At 51.4% G+C, this 22,163-nt stretch carries 21 protein-coding genes and 1 pseudogene; 12 read left to right on the forward strand and 10 right to left on the reverse strand.

Annotated features, from left to right (window positions below; translation table 11 throughout):
* Positions 1-149: 149 nt before the first annotated feature.
* Complete coding sequence (locus E2980_RS21935; protein ID WP_135154369.1) at positions 150-815, reverse strand: NAD(P)H-dependent oxidoreductase; 666 nt, start codon at positions 813-815, stop codon at positions 150-152.
* 124 nt (positions 816-939) lie between these two features.
* Here E2980_RS21935 and E2980_RS21940 point away from each other — a divergent pair.
* Positions 940-1,295 (forward strand): annotated as a pseudogene (locus E2980_RS21940) (winged helix-turn-helix transcriptional regulator).
* Here E2980_RS21940 and E2980_RS21945 read toward each other — a convergent pair.
* A complete protein-coding gene (locus E2980_RS21945) occupies positions 1,282-2,214 on the reverse strand; it encodes a ketopantoate reductase family protein (RefSeq protein WP_135154370.1) in 933 nt (310 codons plus the stop codon). The pseudogene E2980_RS21940 and the gene E2980_RS21945 sit on opposite strands and share 14 nt — an antisense overlap.
* A gap of 410 nt (positions 2,215-2,624) precedes the next feature.
* Between E2980_RS21945 and E2980_RS21950 the strand changes: the two genes are divergently transcribed.
* The 5 genes from E2980_RS21950 to E2980_RS21970 all read left to right on the forward strand — a co-directional run bounded on the left by E2980_RS21950 (position 2,625) and on the right by E2980_RS21970 (position 8,975).
* On the forward strand, positions 2,625-5,660 hold the full coding sequence (locus E2980_RS21950) for an EAL domain-containing protein (protein WP_167747221.1): 3,036 nt from the start codon (positions 2,625-2,627) through the stop codon (positions 5,658-5,660).
* Between the two features lie 36 nt (positions 5,661-5,696).
* A complete protein-coding gene (locus E2980_RS21955) occupies positions 5,697-5,975 on the forward strand; it encodes a DUF2277 domain-containing protein (protein WP_135154372.1) in 279 nt (92 codons plus the stop codon).
* 730 nt (positions 5,976-6,705) lie between these two features.
* The gene (locus E2980_RS21960; protein WP_135154373.1) at positions 6,706-7,104 is read left to right on the forward strand and encodes a GntR family transcriptional regulator; all 399 of its coding nucleotides are present in this window, start codon (positions 6,706-6,708) and stop codon (positions 7,102-7,104) included.
* Positions 7,091-7,975 carry an ABC transporter ATP-binding protein gene (locus E2980_RS21965; RefSeq protein ID WP_135154374.1) on the forward strand — a complete coding sequence of 295 codons (885 nt, stop codon included), beginning with the start codon at positions 7,091-7,093 and terminating at the stop codon, positions 7,973-7,975. The genes E2980_RS21960 and E2980_RS21965 overlap by 14 nt, the downstream gene beginning before the upstream one ends.
* Positions 7,965-8,975, forward strand: coding sequence for an ABC transporter permease family protein (locus E2980_RS21970; RefSeq protein ID WP_135154375.1), 1,011 nt, complete (start codon positions 7,965-7,967; stop codon positions 8,973-8,975). Before E2980_RS21965 ends, E2980_RS21970 begins: the two co-directional genes overlap by 11 nt.
* Here the strand turns inward: E2980_RS21970 and E2980_RS21975 are convergent.
* Together E2980_RS21975 and E2980_RS21980 are read right to left on the reverse strand one after the other, a co-directional pair.
* Positions 8,972-9,682 carry a DUF421 domain-containing protein gene (locus E2980_RS21975; protein ID WP_135154376.1) on the reverse strand — a complete coding sequence of 237 codons (711 nt, stop codon included), beginning with the start codon at positions 9,680-9,682 and terminating at the stop codon, positions 8,972-8,974. The genes E2980_RS21970 and E2980_RS21975 overlap by 4 nt on opposite strands.
* A gap of 93 nt (positions 9,683-9,775) precedes the next feature.
* Positions 9,776-10,159, reverse strand: coding sequence for a VOC family protein (locus tag E2980_RS21980; protein WP_167747222.1), 384 nt, complete (start codon positions 10,157-10,159; stop codon positions 9,776-9,778).
* A gap of 188 nt (positions 10,160-10,347) precedes the next feature.
* On the opposite strand from E2980_RS21980, the gene E2980_RS21985 reads away from it, so the two are divergent.
* Complete coding sequence (locus tag E2980_RS21985) at positions 10,348-11,337, forward strand: spermidine synthase (RefSeq protein ID WP_135154378.1); 990 nt, start codon at positions 10,348-10,350, stop codon at positions 11,335-11,337.
* Here E2980_RS21985 and E2980_RS21990 read toward each other — a convergent pair.
* The 4 genes from E2980_RS21990 to E2980_RS22005 all read right to left on the reverse strand — a co-directional run bounded on the left by E2980_RS21990 (position 11,334) and on the right by E2980_RS22005 (position 15,344).
* Positions 11,334-12,596, reverse strand: coding sequence for an S-adenosylmethionine decarboxylase related protein (locus tag E2980_RS21990; RefSeq protein ID WP_135154379.1), 1,263 nt, complete (start codon positions 12,594-12,596; stop codon positions 11,334-11,336). The two genes, E2980_RS21985 and E2980_RS21990, sit on opposite strands and share 4 nt — an antisense overlap.
* Before the next feature lie 164 nt (positions 12,597-12,760).
* The gene (locus E2980_RS21995) at positions 12,761-12,958 is read right to left on the reverse strand and encodes a WCX domain-containing protein (RefSeq protein WP_135154380.1); all 198 of its coding nucleotides are present in this window, start codon (positions 12,956-12,958) and stop codon (positions 12,761-12,763) included.
* 36 nt (positions 12,959-12,994) lie between these two features.
* Entirely contained in the window at positions 12,995-13,276 is a 282-nt protein-coding gene (locus E2980_RS22000; RefSeq protein ID WP_135154381.1) for a hypothetical protein, read from the reverse strand.
* Positions 13,277-13,280: 4 nt separating this feature from the next.
* Positions 13,281-15,344: a multicopper oxidase family protein gene (locus E2980_RS22005; protein ID WP_240703142.1), complete on the reverse strand. Its 2,064-nt coding sequence runs from the start codon at positions 15,342-15,344 to the stop codon at positions 13,281-13,283.
* Between the two features lie 406 nt (positions 15,345-15,750).
* Here E2980_RS22005 and E2980_RS22010 point away from each other — a divergent pair, with 406 nt between their 5' ends.
* From E2980_RS22010 to cyoD, 5 genes are all read left to right on the forward strand, one after another.
* The gene (locus tag E2980_RS22010; protein WP_135154383.1) at positions 15,751-15,990 is read left to right on the forward strand and encodes a hypothetical protein; all 240 of its coding nucleotides are present in this window, start codon (positions 15,751-15,753) and stop codon (positions 15,988-15,990) included.
* Between the two features lie 306 nt (positions 15,991-16,296).
* Complete coding sequence (gene cyoA / locus E2980_RS22015; protein ID WP_135154393.1) at positions 16,297-17,280, forward strand: ubiquinol oxidase subunit II; 984 nt, start codon at positions 16,297-16,299, stop codon at positions 17,278-17,280.
* 20 nt (positions 17,281-17,300) lie between these two features.
* Positions 17,301-19,271, forward strand: coding sequence for a cbb3-type cytochrome c oxidase subunit I (locus E2980_RS22020; protein WP_135154384.1), 1,971 nt, complete (start codon positions 17,301-17,303; stop codon positions 19,269-19,271).
* Positions 19,271-19,900 carry a cytochrome o ubiquinol oxidase subunit III gene (cyoC, locus tag E2980_RS22025; RefSeq protein WP_135154385.1) on the forward strand — a complete coding sequence of 210 codons (630 nt, stop codon included), beginning with the start codon at positions 19,271-19,273 and terminating at the stop codon, positions 19,898-19,900. Before E2980_RS22020 ends, cyoC begins: the two co-directional genes overlap by 1 nt.
* 1 nt (position 19,901) lies before the next feature.
* Positions 19,902-20,222 (forward strand): cytochrome o ubiquinol oxidase subunit IV, encoded by a 321-nt coding sequence (gene cyoD, locus E2980_RS22030; protein WP_135154386.1) that lies wholly within the window; start codon positions 19,902-19,904, stop codon positions 20,220-20,222.
* A gap of 54 nt (positions 20,223-20,276) precedes the next feature.
* Here cyoD and E2980_RS22035 read toward each other — a convergent pair whose 3' ends face one another.
* Together E2980_RS22035 and E2980_RS22040 are read right to left on the reverse strand one after the other, a co-directional pair.
* The gene (locus E2980_RS22035) at positions 20,277-20,756 is read right to left on the reverse strand and encodes a DL-endopeptidase inhibitor IseA family protein (protein ID WP_135154387.1); all 480 of its coding nucleotides are present in this window, start codon (positions 20,754-20,756) and stop codon (positions 20,277-20,279) included.
* A gap of 83 nt (positions 20,757-20,839) precedes the next feature.
* A complete protein-coding gene (locus E2980_RS22040; RefSeq protein WP_135154388.1) occupies positions 20,840-21,748 on the reverse strand; it encodes a cation diffusion facilitator family transporter in 909 nt (302 codons plus the stop codon).
* Positions 21,749-22,163: the final 415 nt, after the last annotated feature.

A 22,163-nucleotide genomic window follows, 5' to 3' on the forward strand; every position in this document is an offset into this window, starting at 1 on the left:
GCCACACGATTTCACCTACTTGTCAAGTCCTTTTTTCTTTTCCGCGCAAGAAAAAGAGCAGGCTATCTTTTCGATAACCTGCTCTTTTTCTTGATTTTTGGCCCTGCGCCTTAACTTAATGACATTGGGCGGAAGACCGCCCCATTCTTTTATTTCCATTCGACGATTTCGCTCATTTCCCGTCTTGTCTTCGGACGGGGCTCCCGCACCCGGTAACCGAAGGCAAGCATGCATACGAGATGGAAACTCTCGCCGTCATTGATCCCTTCCTCCCGAAGAATTCGGTTGATCGGGTCTTGCTCGAACCCCTCGATCGGACAGGAATCAATACCGATGAGAGCCGCTGCCGTCATCATATTGCCAAGCGCGATATACGTCTGTTTCCCCGCCCAATCATCGGTCGCCCCTTCGCGGTCGAGGAGTTTGAAGTCGGATTCCAGGAATTTACGGTAGACGCGTCCCTTGTTCTCGGCCGCCTCGGGAGGCAGCTGTTGAACGTCTTTCATGATGGATTGGATGTAATCGGATTCCGGCAACAGCTCTTGTTTCGTGCGCGCGAATAGGAGTACGAAGTGGCTTGCTGTCGGCAGAGTCTTTTGCGCTCCCCAGGTATGGGCTTTTAGCTTCTCGCGGATCTCCGGATTCTGCAGGACGACGAATTTCCAAGGCTCGAACCCGTAGGAGCTTGGAGACAGCCTAGCTGTTTCGAGAATAAACGAGAAATCATCCTCCGGAATTCGGCGCCCGGGGTCGAATTCTTTGCATGCGTGCCGGAATCGGTAGGCATCTAATATTTGTTCCTTCGAAATAACCATTATTGAATTCCTCCTTCGTGTAAATTAGTGTATAACTTAAGGTGTGAAATTAATAGTACGCACATTTATGTGGTATAGTATCAGTAAATATACTATTGGCTATACCAAGATGGAGGGGTGGAAAATGGAAACAACGGTATGCGACGATAACGTGGGAGTAACGAGGAAAGGGAACAAATATACGTGTTCGGTCGGAGCGACGCTTGACGTGATCGGGGGCAAGTGGAAGGGGATTATCCTCTACCACTTGCTTGGGGGAAGAAACGCTTTAACCAGATTCGCAAGTTAATGCCGGGCGTGACCCAGAGAATGATTACGCTGCAGCTCAGGGAGCTGGAAGCGGACGGCATCATCCACCGCGAAGTGTACAACGAGGTTCCGCCCAAGGTGGAATATTCGTTAACCGAATTCGGAGCCACCCTCACTCCGATCATTCAAAGCATGAAAGCTTGGGGAGACGAATACGCTAAGAGGATTTAAAGGCAGCTATTCGGTGATTTTCGTAAATCTCCAGCCGCTGGCGGATGATTTCTAACAGGGGGACGGAACATCCGTATCGATGGGCTAGCTCCAATAAATAGCCTTGGATATGCTCGGACTCCGTGGGCAAACCCAGCGAGAGATCCCTGAGCATGGAGGACGTGCTTTCTCGGGGCCATTTTTCAATCATCTTCAATTGCTTCTCGACGAGCCCCTCGCTTAACTTGCCGCCCGCAAGGCGGATGACCTCCGACGTTTCCTGAAAAGCCTGCTTAAACGTATCCATGCCCCGGGAGGAGTCCCGAATATCGCCGACGGACGCTTGGAAGAGCGACGTCAACCCGGAAAGCACATTGATGAGGGCATACTTCTCCCAGAGATCGCGCCCGATATCGGACTTTTCCGCGAACAAGGGAACGACCGACAGGGCTATTCTAAGCGCTTCGTATTGCGGTTCCGTGAAATTGCGGAATTTACCGTAAGTAAACTGATGGTTCGGTGTCAAATGATGGATAACCCCATCTTCGCCTAATGTGACTTCGATACGGGCAACGCCGCCTAGCAAGGGCTGTCCCGGGTAAGCCTCGGCGAGCTGCTCCATATGCTTCATTCCGTTGAGGAAGGGCAGGATTGCAGTATGCGGATGAAGATAAGGCCGGAGCTGCTCAATCGCCTCGTTTAGCCCATAAGCTTTGATGGCCATGATCACGAGATCGAACGGTCCGCCAACCTCGCCGCTAACCAGCAGCGGAGGGCGACTTTCGTGATCGCCGGTCGGGCTTTTCACCACAAGACCGTGTGCCTGCAGTTTCTGCTTTCTTCCCTCGCGAACAAGAAGAGTAACGTCTAACCCCGCTTCAAGCATACGTGCGGCGATGAAACCTCCTATGGCCCCTGCTCCAACGACGACTGTTTTCATCTAAAAACCCCACCTCCGATTTCACATGTAGAAATTCATCGCTTCTCAAGATAGTCTAACGGGAAAACCTCCTCTTCTTCAACTCTCTAATCCCCCTGCCGCGGACGAATGGCGCCTTAATAGTAACGAAATCGTACTAACTAAAGTCTTAGGTATTTGGAACTCTTTTCGCTGTAGAGGTCAATCTGGGCAAATCCGTAACGAGAAAAACGGCTTTTCCGCTCTCAAGGACTGCCATACTTTCCGATAAGGGAAATAAGGCCGCGAAAATATGCTAGAAGAATGTCCGAATGCTCAGCCGTAATTTTTTTTGCATATCCGGATCCGGTTAGAGGATTTCGAGGTAAAATGTTGAAACTTGTCAATACACACACGTATTCGTTACTTACATGCAGAAGGCGGGGACCAACATGGCTCAGGGTTATCGGATTGGGGTAATCGCGCCGCACTTGGACGGAGAATATTACGGACGGTTATTGCCATACATTCATCAATCGGTTCGCGAGAAGCGGTCGCAGCTGTTCGCCATACAGGTCGCGGATGATTATTTGGGAATCACCGCATTGGAAGAGCCCATAGCTTTCGATCTCGTCGATGCATGGATATTGATATTGCCTTCGGCAAGCGCATCTTTTCTAGAATTGCTGGAGAAAAGCGACAAGCCTTTCGTATGCGTAGGTTTTCAATCGCCATATCCGCAAGGGCATTCCGTACTTGTCAATAATCGCGCAAGCATGAATGCCGCAGTCCATCATCTGATCGATCACGGCCATCGGGACATTGCGTTCGTAGGCAATATGGATCAGTACGATTTGCAAGAACGCTACTTAGGCTATCGGGATGCTTTGGAAGATCGGGGATTGCCATTCGACGAGCGTCGTGTCATCAAGACGAAAGATAATATATTGGAAGGCGGCGTTAACGCTACGGAAGAGCTGCTTCTAAGCGGGGTTTCCTTCACCGCGGTAGCCGCAGGTACGGATTTAAACGCCTTAGGGGTCATCGACTGCCTGCAATCGAAGGGGTATTCCGTCCCTCAGGATTACGCGGTAATCGGATTTGACGATATCCATCAATCGGCCGTTAATTATCCATCCCTGACAACGGTTCGCCAGCCGTTCGAGGACATGGCGAAAGAAGCCGTCCGCAAAGTATTCGAGATGCTGGAGGGGGGAGCTGTAGAGGGAAACGAGTCGATCGTCCCCGCCCGATTCATCGTCCGTTCCTCATGCGCTTGCGCTGAGAGAACGCAATTCTCGTCGGCAAGCGACTTCGATAATTACATGCATAGCCTTACCCAGCTTCGCATTTCGCTCCATAACATAACAGTCAACAATTATAAGATGACCCTAGGATTAATTCTGGCAACGAAGGAAGATAGAATACATATTTCTAATCTCTTCTGGAACTTGTCTCACTGGGGTTGCTTGGCTTTATGGGAAGAGGATACGAACGGCCAACGGAATCTGGTCGTGCGCCAAGTGTTCAGCAAGAATGGCGATGCGGTACCTCCGCTAGGGGAGAAGTACCAGCTGCATCATTTTCCGCCGATCGACTATCTGCCTCCCGGAACCGTACCGGGCGGGGAGGATATCGTCATCCTGCATCCCGTCAAGTCCGACCTGCAGAACTGGGGTTACATCGCTCTTGCGGGTCCGCTCGATCCCTTGAACAATTTCGTCGCGAACGATCTTTCCCGCCATAGCTTCACGATTCTCGCCGTAGCGTTGGAACGAGAGATGCTCTTCGACCAAATCCGCTCGATTGCCGAGAAGCTGGAGATCGTATCGAGAACGACGAACGACGGTATATGGGACTGGAATCTGGAAACGAATAAGATCGACTGGAATATCCGCGCTCACAACATTCTAAGCCGGGCTAGCGCTGAATTGACGGACGCCCCAGGTTCTTTCTTGGAGCTCGTTCATCCTGAGGATCAGCAGGCTTTGCGGTTATCCTTCATGCAGCCCTATCGGAAGGATCTTCCGATTCAATTGGAATTTCGTATCCGAGGATTCCATGGTCGGTTCCTATGGATTTTCCTAGCTGGGGATATCGTCTGGAATGCAGCGGGCAGGCCGGTTCGAATCATCGGATCTTTAACGGATATCACCGAAAAGAAAGCAAACGAGGCCAGAATTACCCAGTTGGCTTATCAGGACGCGCTTACCGGACTGCCTAACCGTTTACTGTTCAAGGAGAAATTGTCCGAAGCAATGGAAGATAGGGTGCGGGACGGCAAGAAGCTCGCCGTCATGATGATCGATCTGGACCGCTTCAAGATCGTCAATGACACGCTTGGCCATCAAACCGGAGATTCTCTTCTGCAACACGTGGCTCAAGAACTAAAAGAGTGCGTGGGGGAACAAGATATAATTGCCCGTCTGGGCGGTGACGAGTTTATTGTGATGCTGTCCAGTATCCACGGGGTAGATGAAGTCGTGAGAGTGGCCGAGAAAATGCTTCGGATGTTGACGAAACCCTTCCTTCTGGAGGGCCAACAATTTTACTTATCGGCGAGCATTGGGGCTTGCATGTACCCCTGTCATGGGGAGGACGTGGACTCGTTAATTAAATACGCGGATTTGGCGATGTATCACACGAAGGAGAACGGGGGCAATCGTCTGGAAATCTATACTCCGGCGCTTAGTTCGAAGCGGGTGGAAAGGTTTAATATGGAAAACGACCTAAGATACGCATTGGAGCGGGAAGAGCTCACGTTGCATTTTCAACCTCAGGTATCGCTCTCCACAGGCAAAGTCTATGGCGCTGAGACGCTGCTGAGATGGAATACTCCGGATGGAAAAACGATTCAGCCAGGAGAGTTCATCCCGCTGGCCGAGGAGACCTCGCTTATCATCCCGATCGGGCAATGGGTTCTGGAGCAGGCTTGCAAGGAGTGCAGGCGATGGATTCATGCGGGAATGCCGTCCTTGGTCATCTCGGTGAATATCTCGGCGGTGCAATTCCAGCAGGAGGACTTCCCCGACATCGTTCGCAATGTTCTTCAGAGTACGGGGATCGAGCCGTTTAACCTCTGCTTGGAGATTACCGAACATACGGCGGTACAGAACATGGAGCATAGCATCCGGCTGCTTAACGAACTGGTAGCTATCGGCGTTAAAATCGCAATAGACGACTTCGGCATCGGCCAATCTTCACTGTTGTGGCTCAAGAAACTGCCGGTACATATCGTGAAAATCGACCCGTCGTTCATCTTGAATATGATAGTGGACTCCGATGACGAAGCGATCGCGAAGGCGGTCATCGAGATGTCGCATAGCCTTGGCTTGTCCGTAACGGCGGAAGGCGTCGAGACGGAAGGGCAGATGCATCGTCTGCAGCAGCTTGAATGCGACAGGATCCAAGGATTTTTCACGGGCCGTCCGATGACTTCGAATCAATTTATCGCGTACTTTCAGGAAATCTCGAACTGGGTAAGTTAAAATGAGGGAAAGTCGCATAGTTAAAAGGAGAAAATCATGTGCAGGAACATTAAGACTTTGTTTAATTTCGAGCCTCCGGCTACCGAGGAGGAGATTCGGGCTGCCGCTCTCCAATTCGTGAGAAAACTATCGGGCTTCAATACTCCTTCGAAAGCGAACGAGGAGTCGTTTCATCGGGCTGTCGACGAGGTGGCCACCGTTGCCCGCAACTTGTTGGGCTCGCTGGTCACCAACGCCGAATCCCGCAATCGCGACGTTGAAATGATGCGCGCCCGCGCGAAATCCATCAAGAGATTCGGAGTCAAAGAAAAATAAGACGTTCGTACGTTCGGTTAACCCGCGGAAATCGCGGGTTTTATTTTTGCCGAAAGTTCCCCCGACTAACCAAATACCCGCGCCAGGAACGCTTATTTCGCCAAAAGTGCCTTCGACTAACCAAATACCCGTGCCAGTAACGCTTATTTCGCCAAAGTGCCTTCGACTAACCATATACCCGCGCCAGGAACGCTTATTTCGCTAAAAGTGCCTTCGACTAACCAAATACCCGCGCCAGGAACGCTTATTTCGCCAAAAGTGCCTTCGACTAACCAAATACCCGCGCCAGGAACGCTTATTTCGCCAAAAGTGCCTTCGACTAATCAAATACCCGCGCCAGGAACGCTTATTTCGCCAAAAGTGCATTCGACTAACCAAATACCCGCGCCAGGAACGCTTATTTGAATTTTGACTAAGCCGCTGGGAGCAGTCTAATTGGTCAAAAGCGGAGGTTTGGAAGGCTCTAAGCCGCTGAGAGCGGACTATTTGGACGAAGGCGGAGGTTTGGGAGGCTCTAAGCCGCTGAGAGCGGTCTAATTGGCCAAAAGCGGAGGTTTGGGAGGCTCTAAGCCGCTGAGAGCGGTCTAATGGGCTTTTCAATGGACTTTGAGCCGCTCGCCCCAATATCCCTATTGACTTTTTCCACCCCATTTTGTACTGTGTGTACTATACCGAATGATACAGTATTAGAACGCCACTCGTGCACAATAAAGGGGTGAACTCATGGCCTATGATTCAAATCAATGAACGGAGCATGACGCCGATCTATGAACAAATCATCAACCAGGTGAAGGAGCTTATCGTAAAGGGCGGCTTAAGGGAAGGGGACAAAATTCCCTCCGTTCGCGAGCTGTCCGGGATGCTCCTCATTAATCCGAATACGGTGGCCAAATCGTATCAGGAGCTGGAGAGGCAGGGCGTTATCGCGACCGCGCGGGGCAAAGGCGCATTCGTATGCAAGCCGGCTGCCTCTCCGGGAATGGAGCGAGAACGCGGAGAGCAACTACGCGAAGAGATGAAACGTCTGATTATCGAGGCTCGTCATCTCGGCATGACTAAAGCGGGCTTCAAGACGTGGGTGACGGATGAGGTCGAGAGGAATTGGGGGGAACAGGATGCTGACGGTTAGTAACCTTAGCAAGACAATCGACGGGCAAGCGGTTCTTCGGGGCGTAGACTTCAAGCTAGAGCAAGGCCGGGTGGTCGGCGTCGTAGGACGGAACGGCGCGGGCAAGACGACATTGTTCAAGACGATGGCGGGAATTTTGATTCCGGATGCGGGCACAGTGGAATACGAGGGACAATCCATCCACGCTACTCCGTCAAAGAAACTGAACATCGTGTTCATTCCGGACAGTCCTGAAGCTCTTTTCAGCTACACGGCCATGGAGAGCGCCTTGTTCTTCTCGCACATCTATCCGACGTTCGATAAAGGTTTTTTCTCGAATACGCTACATAAATTGGAACTTCCGTTGGACCGCAAAATCAGGCAGTTCTCCAAGGGGATGCGCATGCTGTTCAGCACGGTTCTCGGACTTGCGACCAAAGCGCCGTTCGTCTTGCTGGACGAGCCGACCAACGGAATCGACGCCATCGCCAAGAAACAGGTCATGACGCTGCTGATGGAAGCCGCGGAAGAAGGCACGACGCTGGTCATCTCCTCACACTTGTTAAACGAGTTGGAGCGGGTGGCGGACACGATTCTGGTAATGAAGGCCGGGGGGATCGAGACGCATGATATGGACGAGACCGCGAACGGAGCCGTTCGCAAGTTCCAGGTCGTTTTCCGCGATGAAGCACCCGCGTCTTGGTTAAACTCTCCGAGCGTGCGAGTGCTGGACAAGATCGGCCGCGTTTATACGGTGCTCGTGGATACGAAAGCCCCTATCGGCGCGTTGGAAGAGATGGGGAAATTCGATCCGCTGCTAATGGAGCATCTGCCGATGAAGCTGGAGGACTTGTTCGTATGGAAGCTGGGGGGAAGCAATTATGTGGGTTAAATCGCTAATGCTTAGAGAAATCCGCCAGGCAAGGGCGATGATATGGATAATTCCGCTAGGGCACTTTCTAATGCTCGGATTGCAGCGTTATAACGAATGGTTTATGGGCGGGGAGGATCTGATAGCACTCCGGGTTAGATTCGCGAATTCCATGCTGGAAGCGTATCAGTACGGCAACATGGAATCGAACAGCCGCATGATGCTCGTCTTGGCGCTATTCGTTCTGGCCCTCATCCAGATCGGGGCGGAACGGCGCAACGGCGCGCAAGAATTGTTGTTTTCTTTTCCCTATTCCCGAAGAAGCATTTACGTAACCAAGTGGCTGTTCGGGGTCGGACTGCTGGCCGGCTCGCTCCTGCTCAATACGTTGATCGACATGGCCGTCATGGCGAGCTCGCCGGTCTCGTCTTACTTCAGTTTCGCGTTTCACGCGAACGAATTCCTGTATTCGATGCTTACCGTGACCGCGTTGTACACGCTGGCTTTGTTCTTGGGAGCCATTAGCGGGAGCATCGCGTCGCAAGGCATTTTCTCCGGCTTGGTTTTCGTTTTGCCGCTCGGATTATGGGTGCTGATCGAACGGTTCCTTCGGGTCCACGACATCTATCTATCCAACGGCCGCTACTATAGTTACAGGGATCAATATCAGTTCTATCGTTATTTCAGTCCGGACTATTACTTATTCGTGCAATATCCATTTCTATCCGCGAAATACGTCATCGGAATGGCGGCGCTGCTGCTTTTGGCCGGGTGGGGCGGAATGGCGGCATACGAGAAAAACCGCGCCGAGAACAACGGAAAACTTCTTCTTTTCCCGGTTTGGGATAGAATCCTGCAAGTGAGCTTCGTTGCTTGTTTCTCCTTGTTCAGCGCATTGTTCGTATCGGAGATGCTAAGCATGTCCAATGAGTTGATCTGGTACTACGCGGGACTGCTAGCGGGAGCTTTCATTGGATTGTCGTTGATCCGCAGGCTTACCCGCATCAGGCTGAAAATCTAGCTCCGCAAGTCGTTAGAGTAAACTCGTACGTTCTCGCTATCATCGATGGTTGCTAATTTCACGTTGGATATTTCCGATGGAGCATTCCCGGTCTTGTTAGCAAGCCAGTTAACGTCTTTGCCCATCTCTCTGAGCAGAGTCATATCGATAACCCCATCGACGATAATCGGCCTTATGAGGGCGAAAGGCGATGGGGTTATCTGCATATCCGAGGGAGTTAGCGGCTGAAATCGAGTGTCCAAGAATACGGAAATCGTACCTCCGGGTTCCCAAACGGCTAGGGATACCTTGTTAATATCCTCAACCTTCTCTTTGCGAATTTCGGAAAAGAGATATTCGACGGTAATTCTTGCTTTGGATAGATTAGGATACAGAATTTGGCCGTTGCGAACGAGGTCAAGCGTGGGCGGATCGAGAAATCGTTTAAACAAAGGCCACTTCAAGCTTAGACCTACACCTGCTACGTAGAGCACCACGATTACGACCGTAGTGATCATGGAACCTTTCAATCCTAACTTTTCGTCGGATAGCGGATGGGCGAGAATGTTGCCAAGAATAATCGCGATGCTGAAATCGAGGAATCTAAGCTGAGAGATAGATCGTTGGCCCATGAATTTTGCTACTGCTATTAAAAAAGTAAAGCCGACGATGCTTCTTAGTATCCATCCCATGGCGGACAGCGTCTCTTGGCCTTTGAAAAAATCCAATCCGGCTCACACCCCATAATAAGTAGATCAGCCTATATTACCCCCATTACCTAGGCTATATACTTTTCCATTGGGGCACCACTGCACTTAAGATCAAGCAATCGGAACCTCGCTCGTCAGGGCATGAACGTTGTCGTCCGGATCCTTGAAGAAAGCCATCCATACGGCGAAGCCGTTGAATTCGGCGATCTTATGCGGTTTGCTAGTGAATTCTACTTCATCCGCAAGCAGGCTCCGATACGTCCCTTCGATGTCCGCGACTTTGAAGTACACGACCGAGCTAGGGTGATCCTCCGGCTTTTCCGGTATTCCTAACAGCAAACGAATTCCATGACAATCCAGCAAGGCCATATTGGATTGCGAGAATAACAGCGGCAAACCGAGCGTTTTATTGTAAAATAACGAGGCTCTCGCGATATCGCGAACAGGTATCGAGAGCTGGGCAATGCCTTGAATGTTGACGGTGGATAGGGTCAAGGGAAATCCTCCTCGCGGAATGGTGGTATGTACAATCTGTTCGACGCGGGGAAGATCCTATCCTTTAATCGGATGATTTGGAGGAAGGAATTTCGTCCTGTAGATTCAATAGTGGAATTCAGGCACGCGTCGCCGAATTCGGAATAGGATGTCCTCAGAAGCCACTTTTTCAGAAGAGCAGGTGGGGAATGGATAACCTATTGGCATTTGCGCTGGGCGTTGTACTTGTCATTGCTTATCAATGGGGGTACAAGCTGTATTGGAGGACTTGGGGACCCGGATCATCGCGCGCCTACATCCATGACAAAGAGAAGCCTGAGGGACCTTATCGCATCGTTCGCAAGTTTAAGACCGCTACGCAGAAGATTGCCCTCGTCGAGCATCAGGGAGAAACGTGGGTTTATTGCAACGGAGAATTGATGTTCAACACGACGGAGGACGAGGATCAATACGCGGAAGCCCTCGTTCACGTCCCGATGTCCGCCGCCGCGAGCAGGAGAGGCGTGCTAATCATCGGCGGGGGCGGAGGCGTGACGACACGCGAAGCTTTGAAATACGAGGATGTAGAGTCGATTACGGCCGTCGACATCGATGACGTAGTGATGGAATTCGGCAAGAGTCTAGAGGGGCTTGTGAAGTTCAACCGAGGTGCGCTTAACGACCCGAAGGTAGAGACGGTGATCGCCGACGGAAGGCAGTACGTAGAGAGCAGTTCTCGGAAATGGGATGTTATCCTCATTGACGTTCCGGAGCCGACGGATCGATGTCCGAGCTTATCGAAACTGTTCAGCAAAGAATTTTACGAGCTGCTAAAGGGTCATCTCAACCTTGGAGGCGCAATCGGAGTCGCATGCTCCACTTCCTCATGGATGCCCGAGTACTTCGGCAGTATTCAAGCGACCATGAAGAGCGCGGGCTTCCATACTCTGCCCTTTCATTTGGATTTCATCGTAGATTCAGGCGAGGATTGGGGCTTCTGCTTAGGCACCTTAAAGCCGATAGCAGCAAAAGATATTAAGATCCGGGTACCCGTCGATCACTTGGCCCCGGAACGATTGCGGGACGTCCTGCATATGCCGCATTATTTCTCCAATCTACATGTTGGGGCAAAGGTTCAGACGGACCATAACGAAGTATTGCTCAATATCGTAAGAGAAATAGAAAGAGAAGTCGATTAGACTTCTCTTCTTCTTTGTATGAGCAAACCGTCGGAGTCGGGATTGGTGCCGCTAACGAACGGGGTCATATACCGAGCGACATAGTTTCCGTAACCGCAAGAGTTGCCTGAGGCAAGTAGTTCGTCTACATAGTACACGCCTGCGGGGACATTATCCAACAAGATACTGGCCATTGCAGCATATACACCGCACGCTACCTGGAAATAGGTTGCATTCGTCTGATAAACGGGATAAATCTCACTGCTGCTCATAACGTTGTATAGGAATTTCTCTTCATTTTCGTATACCAATAGTACGCCTACGAGGTCCTCTCCGCGAACTTCCGCGACAGAGGGCTCCACGATATGCTGGTCCCACTCCCATAACTCGTCGACATTGTCCAGATGGTCGCGGATTAAGGTTGTCGTATAGTCGCTGACGCAGTAGACGAAGCCCGCCTCCCAATTCTTAAGCTTTCCTAGCGTCAGAATTTCTTCGTGAGGCATGAGGCAGCCGTAAAACAGCTTATCGCCCATTCGAATTTTGTACTCGGTGGAGTATACCTCTTCGCGCCAATAATGCGGCAATCCATTGCGAACGAACATGGGGTAACTGAGAATGGCCTCGTCCAGAAAGCATTCAACGGACCATGACGTGTATATCGTTCTTGGCTTCAGAATTAGCGGGTCTGCGTACATGGATGTGTCATGCTCGACGATATAGCAGGCAAGCGGCGTTTGATCCGGATTTTCTTGCAGCAGCTTATAGGCCATCCACTGGACCACGCCGGGATTCATCCCGGAACCAACGATTGCTTTCATATTCGTGAATTCCGATCTTTTCTCCTCGAAAAGTTCATATCGCTCCGTTAGCGGGAATCCATACAAAGTGGGATCCTCGTCCACGGATGTATTCTCGAGAGCAGTATTCACGTATAAAATTCCGAGTTCGTTGCAGCAATCGAGCATCTCCAGCGTATCCGCCCATGAAACGTCGATTACCAGCTTCGTATAGGTATTCGTAAGATGCTGGTTAAATGCCTTCAAGTCACGCAGGTCTAGCTGATGGAGACGGATTTGGGGGAATAGTTCGGGAGCTAGGCTAGAGTAATAGGAAAGAGTTTGCTGCTTCATGTCTACGAGGTGAAACTCGGCTTTCGAGAGAATTCCGTACAGGGGATCGTCGCGACTCGCGATCGCTTTGTTTAACAGGGACAGAACGGCTTTGGCTAGCCCCCCGCTGCTGCCTAGCAAGGTAATGGAAATCCGTGAATCCGACATCGTTCAACATCACTCTCCTTGTCCAAGGCGGTTATGCTATTCTATTCTCCACTAGACAGGTTGCTTGGATGGAGAGACCAATAGAATAAACCATTTTGGATCGAGAGCAGGGGTCGCGTGGCGAAAAATGGGCGAGCGGGAGGCAAGGCTGGAGGCGTAGGGTTTTAGCTGTTCTCGTAGAGCGCGGTTACGGCCAGACATTCCTCGCGGATGGCTTGATTAAGTTCTGCGGGCGATATCTCCCGGGCGTGCCTTCCATAGCCAAGCAAGATTTCGCAAGCGGATTCCAACGTGTGGAATTCCACCGAAGCGTTCACCCAGCCGCCGTCTTCGTCCGAGGTAGTGGAGTCCTCGATTTTCACGTATTGGAAGTCAGTGCCGTGGTTTTTTAAGCGGTACTATTCCGCATTGAAGCCGATTTTGGGGAGAATAAGACCGCCGCGCACGCTTATTTCCACCCGGCAGCCGAATTTCTGGAGAATAAGACCGCCACGCGTGCTTATTTCCTCCCGGCAGCCGATTTTCGGGAGAATAAGACCGCCGCGCGTGCTTATTTCCTCCCGGTAACCGATTCTCGGGAGAATAGCACTGCCACGCGCGCTTATTTCCTCCAGGTAGCCGGGGGGATTATCGTGTGATCCTAGTCCGGTTTCACTCGGAAACGTCGGCGCTATCCGCAACCGTTCACTCTGGGTGATTAATCGTTTCCTTGCCTACGGAATACGGAGTCGTTATCCCTTCGTACATGAGGTGCATGGACATACCGACCGCCGCGTGCGTCAGATTGTGGCAATGGTCCATCCATAGTCCCGGGTTATCCGCGAGGAAGGCGACTTCGTACGTTTCGCCAGGCTCCACGTCCAACGTATCTGAATACCAAGGGCTGCCGGTCGATGACTCTCCGTCACGGGAAAGAACCAACATATGATGGCCGTGCAGGTGCATCGGGTGGTCGACGGCTCCGCGGTTGACGATGGTCGTCTTCACGAGATCGCCTTCTTGGACCATGAACATGGGCGTATCCGGAAAAACCTGGCCGTTGATCGTATAGAGCGAGCCGAACTGGCCGTCGTAGAAAGCCAGCTTGTTGTCGAGTATCATCTCGAACTCCCGGTCGAATCGGCTATCCGCATCTATTAGGGTTTTCATAGGTGTTCCGTAGCTAAGAGGATCGAATTCTTCCGCCTGTGGAATATCGGGAATTTCGCCGTTTCCGTCCCGGCTGAGGAGAACCCCCAGGTTCTTATTGCCGCCTACGCTAAGGAAAACGGGGTGATCGGGCATAAGGAACGTAATGTCCGCTCTTCCACCCGTCGGCAGCATGAGGTGAACGTTCTCGAGATCGGACGGTCCGTTCAAACTCGTGCCGTCGATCGCCGCGACTTGAAAAGAAGATCCAGCTAGCACGTATTTCTGTCTCACCCAATCTTGGGTATTGATCAGTCTGATACGTACCGGCGTCCCCGGGGTTACTTTCTTATGTTGGATTCCGTTCTTCGTATCGATTGCCATGCCGACTTCGTCCCATACGTGCGAGAGGACGACGATATCCTCCTCCGGTTTCGACGAGACCGGAGCATCGGGCTCGACGATCAACGCGCCGAACAATCCTTTTTGTACGGCCTCTTGGGAATCCTGGTGAGAGTGATACCAGAAAGTGCCCGTTTGTTCCGCAACGAAACGATAGACGTGGCGTTGTCCCGGCATAACCGCGTCCTGCGTCGCGCCGGCGACGCCGTCTTCGGCGTTGGGGACGTCGAGTCCGTGCCAATGGATCGTGGCTCCTTCTTCTATGTCGCGGTTAATCAAGGTTACCTCGACGAGTTCCCCTTGCTTCATTCGTAATTCCGGTCCGGGAAGCTGCCCATTATACGTCCAAGCGTCTATCGTTTTACCCGATGCTAACCTGACCGTCTTCTTCTCCGCGGTCAGAGTAAACGTCCGATCGGGCTTTCCTTCCCGGGGACCCGTGAGCATGGCGATGGAATTGCCGCCTTGCGAGTCATGCTCAAGAATTGTACCTCCGCCGAAATCCATGGCCCCTTCCGCCATGTTCAACTGCGCCGGCAGGCGGCTATTCTGACTCTCGATGATCAAGGAGATTGAGGCAAGACCTGCCGCGACGCAGAAAATTCCTAGTCCTTTTAAGGCTCTCCGCCAGGGCAACAGCAGTAGAGACGCATCAGATCGGCTTACCTTCTGGAAGCGCCGGTCATGGACCGTCCAGATGGCAACGGAAGCAGCCGCCCATAACAGCACGGGGACGATGGCATTCGTGAATTGAAGCGGTACGGGCGTCACGAGCAAGAAGTAGAAAGTGGTCAGCGCGCCGAGAGCGGACATTTGAAAAGGAACGATGATGAGCGGATGTGCGGCTTGCTTGCGAATGTCTCCCGGCATCGGCGCGCCAGTCGTTCGACGCGTTTCCTTCCATAGCTTCCACAGTCTAGGCATCGAAAGCAGCCATATGGATAGTAACGGAACTATCGTGAGGGGAAGGTGTAGCAGCACGCGATCCTCCCAGAATACAGGGCTCATAGATGCAGTTATGAAGAGGGTAGCTCCAATCAGGGCTAGTGCAGGCAATGATACGTAGGCGGCCCATACCATTTGTTTGCGCGTCTTGCGGTTGAGTCTTTCCGCCGAACCGCCGTATAACAGACGAGAGGCTTTGCTGCCAGCGATCCAGGAGAAGATGAGCAAGAAAAACGCGCAAGCGTTGATGATAGTAGTAATGAGAAAGAACAAAATAATAACCTCCTATTTATTGTCCATGTCCCCGGCAGGGGATGCTTTAATCTCATTGTAGCTAGGGAGAAGGTTCTCCCGTAACCGCCCCGGGAATGGAAAGAACCTCGACCAAAGTTGGAGCTTAATGCCAGCCTTTCATCTCACGGACGCTATTGCGGCATAACAAAACACACCGTATCCTCAGGGACGCGCAGGAGGATACGGTACGGAGATTCGGGGGAATGAATGGTACCGGAATCGACAAGTAGGAACGTCCCGTCATGTTCTCGAACTTAATACTGCCGGAGTTTCTAATACGGACAAGCCTATTTTTGTCCGATTTGTGAAGTTCGACTTTAATTCGTCATAAGGTTGTGCTAAAATGTTCACATATAGCGCTTACAACGGAGAGGGGTTGAACCTCATGAAAAATAAGGAAATGTCGCGGATGCTGAAGTGGGTTGCCATGGTTGTTATCGGAGTAGGCATTCTCTGCTGCATCATGAATATCGCTCAGTTTAACGACCGTAACCTCGGCTTGATGGTCGGCATCGGATTTTTAATCGGAGGCAGCCAAATTATGCTGTTCGGCGTAATCGCTCCGCTGATGCAAAGGAATCAGGAGACCTCCCAAGCATCGGTAACTTCGGAAGACCTGGCCTAAATTCACGACAATAAACGGATAAGAACCACCTCGACAGAACGTAAATTCTGTTAGGGTGGTTCTTTTTGTGGTTCAATTTTGTCCAAAGTATGTAATAAAATTCACAATGTGTCGAAATATTGAACAAACTATTGCGAAATTTCAACGTTTGTTTGTCGCCTTTGTTAACAGTGCAGAACTATGCTTTTCTTTCTGATATGTTGGATTCAGGTAAGGGAAAGATGTACTCGTTTGCCCTCGGAAATGCGTGCTTCTGGTGCTTATCGCCGGGTAATGGTAAAGAGCAAGAAGATGGAGGAGATGGACATGATGAAAGGGCTTCGGCGCCTAACGGCCGTCGTATCGCTGTTCGCGATGGCGATTCTAATGACCGGTTGCAGCGACAAGCTGCTCGTACTGAATCCGAAAGGCGCTGTCGGTAAGCAACAGCTGGATTTGATTCTGATATCTACCGTGCTTTGTCTGGTTGTTATCGTACCGGTACTGATTCTAACCTTCTATATCGTATGGAAATACCGTCACAAACCGGATAGTACGACGAAATATGAGCCTGAATGGGAGCATAGCACCAAGCTGGAAGCGATTTGGTGGGGCATTCCCATCGTTATCATAATCATTCTGGCAATCGTCACCGCTAGATATACGTATAACCTGGAACCTTCCAAGCCGTTGGAGCATGAGGCTAAACCGCTGGTTATCCAAGTAACCTCGCTGGATTGGAAATGGCTGTTCCAATATCCGGAGCAAGGGATCGCCACGGTTAACTATTTGCAATTTCCCGAGGATGTTCCGGTCCGATTCGAGCTCACCTCGGATGCACCGATGAACTCCTTCTGGATTCCGCAATTGGGCGGCCAAATCTACACGATGTCCGGGATGGCGATGAAGCTTCATCTCATCGCGGATGAGCCTGGTTCTTACTTGGGGATGGGCGCCAACTTCAGCGGACGCGAGTTCGGCAAGATGCAGTTTACGGCGAAGGCGACCTCGCAAGAGGAGTTCGATACATGGGTGAAACAAGTCAAAGGATCATCCCCTCCGCTCACGGACGAAGGTTACGAGCAATTGGCGATCCCGAGCGTGTCGGATGTAACGACATATTCTTCGATTCCGGAAGGCCTATTTAACCGAATCGTGACCAAATACGGCGGACATAATCACGGCTCCGGCGGCGAGGATGCGAACGGGCATAGCGAACACGATGCTCGCGAAGAAGAAGTGGCCACGGAAAGCCCTGAATCCACGAACCACGATTCCAGCAACCATGAAGGACATACGAACCATGAATAACGAGAAAGGACGGTGCCGGCATGTTGGACAAAATTAAAGAGTTCGCGTCCGAGTTTTTCGTAACGGGAGACCCGCTTATCTACGGTGCGGACGTTTCCATCGGGCTAACGCTCATCGCGGTCGTGACCGCGCTCACCTATTTCAAGAAATGGACGTGGCTTTGGCGCGATTGGCTAACGACCGTCGATCATAAGAAAATCGGTATTATGTATGTTATCGCGTCCTTGCTCATGCTATTCCGTGGCGGAGTCGATGCGCTCCTCATGCGCACGCAGCTTGCGATTCCGGATGCGGAGTTCCTCTCCCCGGAACACTATAACCAAATCTTCACGACCCATGGCGTCATCATGATACTGTTCATGGCGATGCCGCTGATGTTCGGGTTGTTCAATCTGGTCATCCCGTTACAGATCGGGGCGAGAGACGTCGCGTTTCCGTTCCTGAACTCTCTAAGCTTCTGGTTGTTCTTCTTCGGCGCGATGCTGTTCAACGTGTCGTTCGTTATCGGGGGATCGCCGGATGCCGGATGGCTTGCGTATCCGCCGCTTTCCGAGATGTCCCATAGCCCTGGCGTAGGGCAGGACTTCTATATTTGGGGCATTCAGATCTCCGGGATCGGGAGCTTGATGACGGGTATTAACTTCGTGGTCACGATTCTGAAAATGCGCACGCCGGGCATGAAGCTGATGAAGATGCCGATGTTCACATGGTCGGTACTCTCTAGCAGCTTAACGATCCTTCTGGCATTCCCGATTCTGACGGTTACTCTGGCGTTGCTCTTCATTGACCGCTATTTCGGCGCTCACTTCTTCACCCTTGATGGTGGAGGCAACCCGATGATGTATATTAACCTGATCTGGATGTGGGGTCACCCCGAGGTGTACATTATCGTGCTGCCGGCTTTCGGTATTTTCTCCGAGATCGTGGCGACCTTCTCCAAGAAAAGGCTGTTCGGTTATAAATCGATGGTATTCGCCTTGATGAGCATTAGCTTGTTCTCCTTCTTCACTTGGGCGCATCACTTCTTCACGATGGGTTCCGGCGCGAACGTGAATATTTTCTTCGCGATTACGACGATGATCATCGCCATACCGACTGGAGTAAAGGTATTCAACTGGCTGTTCACGATGTTCCGCGGCCGGATTTCCTTCAAGACGCCGATGCTCTGGACGATCGGATTTATTCCTTGCTTTATCGTCGGCGGGATGACCGGGGTGCTGTTATCCGTCGCGCCTGCGGATTTTCAGTTCCATAATAGCTATTTCCTCATTGCCCATTTTCATCAAGTCATTATCGGGGGCGTGGCGTTCGGATTTTTCGCGGGTCTCTATTATTGGTGGCCTAAAGTATTCGGATTCAAGCTCAACGAGAAAATCGGCAAATGGGCTTTCTGGACTTGGAATATCGGGTTCTATGTATGCTTTATGCCGCAATACGTGCTCGGATTGATGGGGATGACTCGTCGCGTAAGCAGCTACGGCTGGGATAAGGGTTGGTACGAGCTCAATCTGACATCTACGATCGGCGGTTTCCTGATGGGAATCGGCTTCCTGTTCCAGGTGTGGCAAATCCTGCACAGCATCAAGTTTATGGAGAAAGATACGACTGGCGATCCGTGGGGAGGCCGTACGCTGGAATGGTCGATTCCGTCGCCTGCTCCGGTTTATAACTTCGCGACTTTGCCGCAAGCGGACGAAAAAGATCCATGGTGGGAAGAGAAGCGTCGCCTTGCGGAGGGTGGGGCGCCTAAGCCTCAATCGAAGCTCGAACCGATCCATATGCCGAAAAATTCGGGCGTTCCTTTCATTATGTCGGCGTTCTGGTTCGTGGCAGGGTTCGGACTCGTGTTCGACTGGTTATGGATGGCGATTCCGGGTCTGATCGGCGTAGGAGCATGTATGCTGTATCACTCGTTTAATTACAATACGGATTACTATATTCCCGTCGACGAAATCAAGCGCACGGAAGCTGCAGCAAGGAGGGTTATCTAATGGCGAATTCGGTAAACCGCGCGATTGCTGAGCCTGCAAGACACGACGAGCATCACCATGAAGAGCATCATGATCTTGAAGGGCTGCGGATGATGGGCTTCTGGATCTTCCTGATCACGGACTGCATCTTGTTCGGAACCTTGTTCGCGACTTATGTGGTACTCAGCGGAAGCTACGCCGGAGGCCCTGCCGGGGCGGAGCTGTTCGAAATGCCGGGTATCATTGCCGAGACATTCATCCTCCTGACGAGCAGCTTTACGAGCGGATTGGCAGTGCTGTCGATGAACAGAGGCGACCGAAAAGGACTTATCGGTTGGCTAATTGTGACGGTACTTCTGGGAGCGGCGTTCATCACCTTGGAAGTTACGGAATTCATGACTTTAGTGCACGAAGGCGCGTCTATTTCCACCAGCGCTTTTTGGTCGGCATTCTATACGTTGGTCGGAACGCATGGGCTTCACGTCTCGATCGGTCTCGTATGGATGATCGCGATCATGATCCAACTTGGGCGTCACGGCATTAACTCCGTCACGCGTCGCAAGGTGAACATTGTCAGTCTGTACTGGCATTTTCTCGACGTGGTATGGATCTTCGTCTTCACGATCGTCTATATGATGGGGGTGATGTAAGATGGCGCAACAACCGGCCCATGATTCGCATGAAGCGCATGGCTCGCTCAAGTCTTATGTCATCGGCTTCGTCATGTCGCTCGTTCTGACCGCGATTCCGCTGATAGTCGTCCTGAACGACATTCTGGACGGCACGGCTGCCAAGGTAGTTCTGCTAGGCTCGGCGATTCTGCAATTCGTCGTTCAACTCGTATACTTCATGCATCTGAAGGAAGAGGGCAAACCGCGATATAACCTGATGGTGCTCATTCTCGGTTTGATTATCGTGCTGACTATCGTTGCGGGCTCGATCTGGATTATGACCTATAATAAAGTGGCCTAAAGGCAAAAAGAGAGGCAGAAGTCGCCCAACCCGACTTTTGCCTCTCTTTTTGTTTTAATTTGGACAACGTGCGTAGCGATAATCTCCCGATCGGCCTGAACGGGAAATGATTCGGAGGCGTCCGTTTACCTTGGATAACGTGTAGGTGATCGTTTCGTTGCCTTCTGCGCCTCCGGACAATAAGGCCTTAACGCGGATTCGGGTTGAAGATTGGCTGAGGATTTGAAGGCTTACGACCTTGGACGGAACGGGGCCGGGATCTGCCACGATCACGAATAGTCTTCCGCGGCGACAGATGGGCATGAGATTGCAAAGCATGATCGCGCTGAACCTGGCACTCCAATTCTGATTGAAGTAGGCAAGAATTTTGGCGCGCGTACTGAAGCGGAGCGGTAATCTCTTGTACTCGTCTCCGCCGATGAAAATCGATGGTCCATTCAGCGACGAATCGAAAACGTTTAACCATAAAGATTCCGCGCGGTTGATAAAAGCTGTAATCTGGCGCGGAGTATATTTGACGGCGGCTTTCAACATTCGGCATCCCTCCACTGCATTTTATGTACGAGCAGGGAGAATTCGCGGGTGGTTGTCCACGGGTTAGACGGGGATTTATTTCGCTATTCAGAGGTTATGAGTTTGCGTTCTTCCCACGGGTTCAAGTGAATCATCACTTCGACGACGTCCGGGTCAAAATCCATGATCAGCTTCTTGAGCTGTTTGCTGAGATCGTGCCCTTGTTGAATCGTATAATCGTGGGGGACTCCGACTCGAATATCCACGATGATGTAGTGACCGTGCTCGCGTGCTCTTACGCGGTCGATTCTCTTCACTTGGTCTTCCGTTCGGAGCAAATTCTCGTAGTGGGCGAGCTTTTCCGCCGCGACGTTGCGCTCCATCAGTATATCGACGGAATCCTTGCCGATTTCGTAAGCGAGCTTTAGCACGAGCAAGGATACGACGATTCCGGCAACCGGGTCTCCGTAGGCGGCCCATTCCCAATCCAGGCGGTCGCCAAATAACCCGAGCCCGATGCCGATAACCGCGGCCAAAGACGCGTATACGTCGGCTAGGTGATCGTAGGCGGTGGCCAGAACGCTTTTGCTATTGGCGGACTTCCCGACGCGAACAGTATAAAGATACAGCGCTTGTTTCCAGATAAGAGACAGGGCGGCTGCTCCGAGTGCTAACCAGTTCTCTTCCCCGGGAGGTTCGAACAGCGCGCCTATCGATTGGATGCCGATCCAGAAGGCGGCAAGAATGAGGATGATCGCTACGAATGCGGATGCCACGACCTCCGCTTTCCCGTGCCCGTAGGGATGATCGTCATCCGCGGGTTTCTTGGATACCATGGAGGAGGTCAAAGCCGCTGCGGTTGCGATGATGTCCCCCGCGTTATGCACTCCGTCCGCAAGGAGTACGGGGCTTGCGAGTAAAAGCCCTGCCACGATCTTCAGAGCGGTTAGAATGATGTTGCTGATTAAGCTGATCCATATTGCCAATAATGCCGAATGATGCCTATCCGCCACAAAGATTGCCCCTTCAAAGAAAGTTTGCCCCGCGCAAAAAACAAGACAGGCTTTCAACCCTGGGGTTGAAAGCCTGTTATCGTCCACGATCCAGTATGTATGAAATTATGCTTTCCATTTCTGGATCGTCTCCGACATAATCCTATGCCACCATCCCAAGGACGGCGACAGCTGTTTATGCTTGATATAAGAGTTCGTTTGCGGTTTGTTTTCATGGGGTGACGACCACCCTCTCTATAATTGCGGTGCTGCAAGACTTTAATATTGTAACACACGCTCGCCGATCAAGCGAATGGAGAGTTATTCTCTTATGTAACTTTAACATAACTAATTATGTTACTTATATGTTAATAACCGAATAGTATATGCAATTAAATGTAAGCATTATTGACACAGGAATATTGGGAGCATATGA

The organism is Cohnella luojiensis (assembly GCF_004564235.1).
GTDB classification, from domain to species: Bacteria; Bacillota; Bacilli; order Paenibacillales; family Paenibacillaceae; genus Cohnella; species Cohnella luojiensis.